The sequence below is a fragment of the Acidobacteriota bacterium genome (assembly GCA_018001935.1).
Lineage (GTDB): Bacteria > Acidobacteriota > JAAYUB01 > JAAYUB01 > JAAYUB01 > JAGNHB01.
This window is the reverse complement of the sequence record JAGNHB010000077.1, coordinates 1-7,721: the sequence shown is the minus strand read 5'-3', so window position 1 is coordinate 7,721 and position 7,721 is coordinate 1. Positions and strand designations below refer to the sequence as shown.

Genomic DNA, 7,721 nt, shown 5'->3' with positions numbered 1-7,721 from the left:
TTTGTCCGGCCCCCCCCCTGCTGCTCCTCCTCTCTTGGCAGGGGGGGGGAGGCGGGGGTGGCCGCCCGCCCGCCGCCGGGGGGGGGGGGGGGGGGGGGGGGCCGCCGTTCCCCTTGCACCGCTCAGTCGGTCGGGGTATCATCAGGACAACCGGAAAACAGGAACACCTGCCGAAGTCGCTCTCACTCCTGTCTCCTGTCTCCTGACTTCTTTCTTCGGAGGCCCCCATGTCCGCTGCCCACTGGAAAACCGACTTCACCGGTGACGCCGAACTGGCCTGGGACGTCCACCCCGCCTTCGAGCAGGCGCTCGCCTCCAACCGCCCCCTGGGACCCGAGGCCTTCGACCCGGCACGGCCGCTGGCCCTGCTGCGGTGCACGGGCAAGGGGAAGGCCGCCCTGAAAGGGGTTGACGCGACCTTCACCCTGTCGATGGGCGGCGGGCCGTCCGGCCGTCTCCGGGCGTTCCGGGCCGGGGAGGGGGGGGAGGATCTGAAGGTGATGGGCCTCACCGAGCCCCTTCCCGAGGGAAAGATCGCACTGCTGATGGACCTGGCCGGCTGCGTTGACGGGGACGCCTCCGCCCGCGCCTCGCTGGCCAGGGGCCCCCGGCGGCCCGGCGCCGCCGCCCGGTTCGGCGCCCTTGCCGCCACCGCCGGGCTCGGGGTGGAGGGCGAAGCGGTCCTGCGGGTCCTCCGGGTCTTCCCCGCCGGCCTGGGGGCCGCGGACCTCCTCCGCGGCGTGCTCCGCGAACTCCGGCTTCCGCACGCCGCCGCGGAGCCCGGCCGCCTGCCCGCGCCGGACACCCGCCTCTGCCTCTCCCGGGACGGGGTGCTGACTCTGACGGCGGGGATCGCCCTCCCGTGGAGAGCCGCGCTCGAGATCCCGATGACGCAACCGCTGGGCGCCCTGCTCCCCTCGCCGCTGACCCTGGCCTTCCCGGGGGCGCTCCGGGTGCGGGGGAACGCCCGCCTCCAGAGCCGCTTCTCCCTCCTCGTCCACGCCGATGAAGGGCCCGCCGGCCGCGTGCTCCGCGCGACGGTCCGGAAGGAGTCGGACCGGGAGTTCGGGATGGGGGCGGTCCTGGGCGCCGAATTCTCCGCCGGCGCCGCCGGGCCCCTGCCGCCCATCGAGCGGGTGGTGGGGTGCCTGCTGGGGATCGACCCCGAACGGCTCCTGGCCGCCCTGAAGGGTGCGGCCGCCCTCGACGGGAGCGGGGGGGACCCCTCCGACGCCCTGGCTCGCCTCCTGGCCGAAACGGCCCTTGCACCCGTCCTGGAGATCCTGCGCGAGCACCTGTTGCCCGAGGCGGCCCGGGAGGCCGTGGCCGCCGTCGCCGGCGCCTTCCTCGACCTGGACGGCCGGCTTCGCGACCTGCTGTGGGATCGCCCGGGGTTGTTCGCCGATCTGGAGGGCGGCCTGCGCGCCGCGCTCACCGCCGGCAGGGCGGCGAACCTGGCCGCGGCCCTCGCGGACGCCCTGGGCCCGGAAAGCTTCCCCCTGGAGGAGTTTGCCGGGCGGGCCGGCCGGCTGGACGCCTGCGGCGCCGCCCTCGACACGCTCTTCGGAACGGGGAGACCGGCGCTCCTGGAAAAACTGCTCCGGGAAGTCCTGGGGGCGGGGCGGGCGAAGACGGTCCTCGAAGCCCTCGCCCGGCTCGACACCCCGGAAGCGGTCGGCGCCCTGGCGGACGAGGGGCTCCGTCGCCTGGCGGCCGCGGTGCTGGCGGAGGGGCCCGCCGGGCTCGTCCCCGACAACGCCCTGCGCGCCGCCGGTCGCGTGGCCCGGTCCGTCCTCACGCGCCTGGAAACCTGGGACAAGGCCTACCTCGACGCTCTCGGGAAGCTCTTCGCGGCGCGCTGGCGCCTCGAGGCTGGGGTGGAGTACCTGCGAAAGCGCGCGGGAGACGTCCTCCTGGAGGTCGAGTTCGACCCCCGTGCGGCGGGGGCGGCGGCGGCCTTCCGGGCCCTGGCCGGGGGGGATACCGGGGCTTGCCCGCCGGAAGCGGACGTCCCGGGGGTCCGGCTCCTCCAGGCCTACCGTTCGGAAGCGCTCCGGCGTTCCCTCAAGTTCCACCTGCAGCTCGGCCCGCGGTGCTGGAAGTCGGTGGAGTCGCTGTCCACGTGGCAGTCCCTGCGGATCGTGCCGGACGGGGACGGCTGGGCCCAGACCGTCTACCTTTCCGCCGGGGGGACCGTGGAGCGGGGTTGGGAGAAGGGCCGCCGGCAGCATGGCGATTTCCGGGTGGCCCTCCTGGCCCACGTCACGACGGGCGACCCGCGTCCGTACACCGGCGATCTTCGCCCCGCTTTCGGTGCCGAGTACCACCTCGCCGCGGCGGACCCGGTCTCACGACCCGACGAACTCGCCGATCTCCTGGCCATGGCCGAGGCCACCGGCCTGCTGGCCGGCCGGACCGCCCGCGACGTCGCGGCCGAGGCCCTGGGGGGAGGCCCGCCCTGGCCCGCCGCGGAAGTGGCTTACAAGGCCCGGGTCCCCGGCCGGGTCTTCAAGGCCCTCCTGGAAAGGGACGACGTGGCCGGCGCCGTCGAGTCCCACATCCTGGAAATCCTCTGCTGGAGCTGGTTGCGGCACGGGCGGCCCACCGACGGCCTCCGCCGGCTGGGCGGGGCGCTCCAGACGGCGTCCAACCTCGAGCGTTTCCGCCGCCAGGGCCGGTTGACGGGGGGGTGCATGGCCCGGCTGGGACCGGCCCAGGGCAAAGCCCGCGTCCACTACGTCCCCCTGGACCACGCGGAAACCGCCGTTCTCGAGGCCACGTTCCGTTTGGCCCGGGAAGCGGGGCGGGCCTTCGAGCAGCTCCGCCGGACGGGGACCCCGGTTCCCGAGGCCCGTTTCCCCGTCGAGGCGCTGGCCGACTTCGCGGAGCGCCTGGCGAAACTTCACAACGAACTGGCCCGCTGGGGCGGGCGCCTGGACACCCTGCCCCACGTCCTTCACCGGCTGGCGCCGCCCACGGGGCTCTCCAGCACCGCCCTGGAGATCACCGTGACCCCGGAGGGGGCCCCGGCGCGACACCTGCTCATCCTCCCGGGGTAACCGTAAGAGAAACCACGAAATAAACGAAAACCACGAAAAAGTCCGGGCGGGCGGTTGATCGCCAGGCTTCCATCAATAAAAGTGAAGAAATGTGATCATTTCCCTTGATCGATGGGCCGTTTGTGATATTGATAAACTGGGTTGTCAGGTGTCGGAAGCCGTCCGGGAAGGGGAGGGTACGATGAAGGCAGGGAATAAGACATCGTGGGTATGGCCGGGATTGGTCGTCCTGTTGACGGTCGTCGCCCCCTCGGCGGTCCGGGCCGGCACCGGTGACGGGGCGTGCCTGGAGTTCAACGGCGTGAACAATTACTTCACGCTGACCGGGGCGAAGTACAACCTGTCGGGGGATTTCACCTGGGAAGCCTGGGTCAAGCGCTCCGCGACGGGTGTCCAGCAAACCCTGGTGCACAAGATTCGCCAGGGGGCTTCCTCCAGCGATTACTACTTTTACATCGGGACCGACCACTGCCTGCGCCTGAACTTTCAGGACGGCAACGGGGCGGTCCAGACCGCCAGTTCCACCCCGCTCACCGTCGGCGCCGGCTGGACGCACGTCGCCGTGAAACGGGTCAATGCCTACAATCCGGACAGCTCAACGGTTTCGCTCTACGTCAACGGGCTGGAAGTCTCCACCACCTTCAGCGGGCTCTCCCACAAGGGGACAAACGACGGATCCCTTTACGTCGGCGGCGACAACACGACCCAACCCTTCTTTTTCACCGGCCGCATGGACGAGTTCCGGGTCTGGCACACGGCGCGGACGGCCGCGGAGATCCGGCAGAACCTGTACTCGGAACTGTCGGCGACCTTCCCCATGGCGTCCCCGCCGGTCGGCTACTACCGCTTCGAGAGCAACCTGAACGACGCCACCAGCAGCCCGGTGAACGGCGTCGGTTTCGGCACCCTGATCTACTACCAGTCGGGCGCCTTCGCGGGGCCCCGCCTGGCCCTGGATTTCGACGGCGCCGACGACTACGCCTCCATCGACCACGACAACCGCTTCAACGTGGGCACGGGGGCTTTCTCGGTGCTCTTCTGGGTGAAGGGGTCCGACCGGGCGATCGACCGGCCCGTCATTGACAAGTCCAACGACACCCGGGGGTTGATCATTACCCTGAAGCAGACCACCGGGGCCGTCGCCGTCACGATCCGGGGGAGCACGCCCACGGAGACCAAGGTTTTCACCCGGAACGTCCTGGACGACGCGTGGCACCACGTGGCGGTGACCCGGGACGCTTCCGGCAACCTCTCGTGCTACGTGGACGGCGTCCTCGACGAGACGGCGGGCGGCTTCGGCGGCAGCCTCTCTCACACGACCGCCCCGCTGCCCCCCCTGCTCGTCGGCGTCAACCAGTACCCTGCCGGCTACTTCAAGGGTCAGCTGGACGAGCTGCGCCTCTGGAACACCGCCCGGACGGCCCAGGAGATCCGGGAGGCGATGACGCGAAACCTGACGGGGCGCGAGTCGGGCCTGCTCCTCTACCTGCGCTTCGACGACGGGGAGGCCGGCTCCTCGGAAAACTACACCCGCTGGGGGCTCACCCACTACGACAACTCGCGCTACTCCACCACGCCGCTCACGGTAAACCTCTCCGGGTTCGGCCTGGGCTCCGGCACGTCCAACTTCGTCGCTTCGGCCGCCTTCAACACCTGGCTGTCGGCCGCCAACAACGGCCTCTACACCGCGGCCGCCAACTGGAGCCGCGACGCCGTGCCCACCAGCACCGACAACGTCGGGATCTACACCTACCCCGCCCCCAACACCGCCCCCGCCGTCAACGCCAACGCCGCGGCCGCCACCGTCGTGCTCGCTTCCGGGGCGACGCTCACCCTGAGCGGCAACGCGCCCACCGCCTTCAACTACGACGTTTACCGGCACTTCCTGGACTACGGCACCCTGTCGGTCGGCACCGCCTGGACCGTGGAGTTCAAGGGGTCCGCCCCCCAGGTCTTCCACACCGCGACCTCCCCCAACCTGAACAACCTGACCCTCAACCAGGGCGCCGCCTCCACCCTGACCCTGTCGGGGAACAAGACCGTCAACGGCACGCTGCGAATCACGAGCGGCGATCTCTACCTCAACGGCGCGACCGTGTACCTGGGCTCCTCGGCGACCCTGGACGGCAACGGCGACGACAACCGGGTCTACGCCAACATCCACGGTCCCACTGGAAGCCTCGAGACCACCCGGGTCTTCTCCACCGTCACACCCTACCCCGGCAACGTGGCCAAGTTGGGGGCGGAGATCGTCTCCACCGACGCCGCCCTGGGCGCCACCACCATCCGGCGGACCTACGGCCCCCAGACCGGCGATTTCGGGCGGCAGAGCATCAATTACAGCTTCGTGATCTCCCCGGCGACCAACGACGCCCTGAACGCCACCTGGCGCTACCACTACGCGGACAACCAGCTCAACGGGATCACGGAAACGGACCTGGCCTTCTACCGCTACAGCGACGCGTATCATCTGTGGGAAGGGCCGTACGGGGACGCACCGGACACCACCAACAACCACGTCGAGGTCTCCGGCGTGAACGCCTTCTCGCTCTGGACCCTGGCCAGCCGGCAGGCCCCGCTCCTGATCCGCCTGGTCTCCTTCACCGCGGCCCCCGCCGCGGCCCTCAAGGGGATCCGGCTGGAGTGGGCGACGGCGTCGGAGATCGACAACGCCGGTTTCCACCTGTGGCGGGCCGAGGCCCCGGACGGCCCCTGGTTCCGGGTCAACGCGCACCTCATCCCCGGCCTCGGCACCGAGGCGACCGGCGCCGAGTACGCCTGGGTCGACACCGAGGTCGGTTCCCTGAAGGCATACTGGTACCAGCTGGAGGACGTGGACTTCCGGGGGTGTTCGACCTACCACGGAGCGGTGGCGGCCCGTTCCCCGCTGATCGTTCCGAATCCGCTTCCGGACGCGGGGGAGGACACCCCGCCCCCGCCCGGGTCCCTGGATCTTCACCGGTTGCAGTAGGCCCGCACGCGCAACGTCGAGCCGGCAAACAAGCGGGCCATGAGTTTTTCCTCAGGGCCCGCTTGTTTGCCGTCACCCGAAGCATATCGGTCTTCCCCGTTTCCCGGGTCCTTTGGGTCCTTTCGTCCTTTCCCCCCAGAGCCCTTCCACAGGCCAAAAGGGAGTGGCATTGGGCCCGGGCCCGCGCGATCACTGCCCCCGCAGCGCCTGGACGATCTTGACGCCGGAGCTGGTCCCGATGCGGGACGCGCCGGCCCGGATCATCCGGAGGGCATCGTCGAGGGTCTTCACGCCCCCGGACGCCTTGACCTGCATCTTGTCCCCCACCGTCTCCTTCATGAGGCGGACGTCCTCCTCGGTGGCCCCGCCGGAGGAGAACCCGGTGGAGGTCTTGACGAACTGCGCGCCGCCCAGCAGGGAGAGCCGGCAGGCGGCCACCTTCTCCTCCCGTTCCAGGAGGCAGGTTTCCAGGATCACCTTCACGAGGGCGCCGTACTCCTGGGCCACGGTCACCACGGCCCGGACGTCCCGCTCCACGAGGGCGTGGTCGCCGGACTTGAGGGCGCCGATGTTGATCACCATGTCGATCTCCGTGGCGCCGTCCAGGATGGTGCGACGGGTCTCGTAGGCCTTGGCGTCAGGCGGGACCGCCCCCAGGGGAAACCCCACCACGGTGCAAGTCTTCACGGCGGAGCCGCGGAGGATCTCGGCGCAGGTCCGCACCCACTGCGGGTTGACGCAGACGGAAGCGAAGCCGTGCTGGAGCGCCTCGCGGCAGAGCTTGGTCACCTGCTCTCGGCTGGCCTCGGGGCGGAGTAGCGTGTGGTCGATCATGGCCGCCAGCTTCTCGGGGGTGAGGTTCGCGGCGGGGTCGGGGCAGGGTGTCGGCGGGGGGGCCCCGATGCCGCGTTTCGCCAACTCCCGCAGGACGTTGTCCGTAATCCGGTCGATAACCTGGTCCCAGTTGGTCATGGTCAACCTCTTTACTCCTTGAGATAACGGCGCTCGATTTCCCCGATCATCCGCACGCGCCGGGCGTGCCGCTCCTCTCCCCAGGGGGTCTCCAGCCAGGTTTTCACGATCTCCCGGGCCTCGTCCGGGGACACGGCTTTCCCGCCCAGGGTGAGCACGTTGGCGAAATTGTGTTCCCGGCTGTTGCGCGCCAGGGCGGGGGTATTGCACTGGGCCGCCCGGACCCCCGGAACCTTGTTGGCCGCCATGCAGGAGCCGATGCCGGCGCCGTCCACGATGATGCCCAGTTCGTGGTGGTTCTCGGAGACGGCCCGGGCCACCTTGTGGGCGTATTCCGGGTAGTCCACCGGGGATTCCGAGTCGGTGCCGAAGTCGAAGAAGGGGTACCCCAGCTCGGCCAGGAGGGTCTTCAGCGTTTCCTTCATCCGGTAACCGCCGTGGTCGGCCGCCAGGGCGACGGAGGGCTTCCCGCCCTCGTCCGCGTACCGGACCCGGATGCGGCGGCCGGCGGCCACTTCCCGGACCAGCGGCGTCACCAGGGTCCCGGGTTTGATCACCACGGTGGACCCCGCGGGGACGGTTTCCAGGTCCCGGGCCGTCAACACCCTCTCGCTGATCCGGATTTCCAGGGCGGCGGCCCCGGGCGCCTTGGCGGCTTCGGGGGAGGGGGCCGCGGCCGCGGGGGCGGTCGAGACAACGGCCGGCACGGTGGCCGGGGG

Annotated in this window: 4 protein-coding genes; 2 read left to right on the top strand and 2 right to left on the bottom strand. The window is 70.5% G+C overall.

What is annotated here, in order from left to right; genetic code table 11:
- Window positions 1–227 precede the first annotated feature (227 nt).
- Together KA419_19180 and KA419_19175 are read left to right on the top strand one after the other, a co-directional pair.
- Window positions 228–3,059, top strand: coding sequence for a hypothetical protein (locus KA419_19180; GenBank protein ID MBP7868059.1), 2,832 nt, complete (start codon window positions 228–230; stop codon window positions 3,057–3,059).
- Window positions 3,060–3,240: 181 nt separating this feature from the next.
- The gene (locus KA419_19175) at window positions 3,241–6,030 is read left to right on the top strand and encodes a LamG domain-containing protein (GenBank protein MBP7868058.1); all 2,790 of its coding nucleotides are present in this window, start codon (window positions 3,241–3,243) and stop codon (window positions 6,028–6,030) included.
- 189 nt (window positions 6,031–6,219) lie between these two features.
- On the opposite strand, the gene deoC is transcribed toward KA419_19175, so the two are convergent.
- Window positions 6,220–6,864, bottom strand: coding sequence for a deoxyribose-phosphate aldolase (gene deoC / locus KA419_19170; GenBank protein ID MBP7868057.1), 645 nt, complete (start codon window positions 6,862–6,864; stop codon window positions 6,220–6,222).
- A gap of 149 nt (window positions 6,865–7,013) precedes the next feature.
- Window positions 7,014–7,427 (bottom strand): RpiB/LacA/LacB family sugar-phosphate isomerase, encoded by a 414-nt coding sequence (locus KA419_19165; protein MBP7868056.1) that lies wholly within the window; start codon window positions 7,425–7,427, stop codon window positions 7,014–7,016.
- Between the last annotated feature and the right edge of the window lie 294 nt (window positions 7,428–7,721).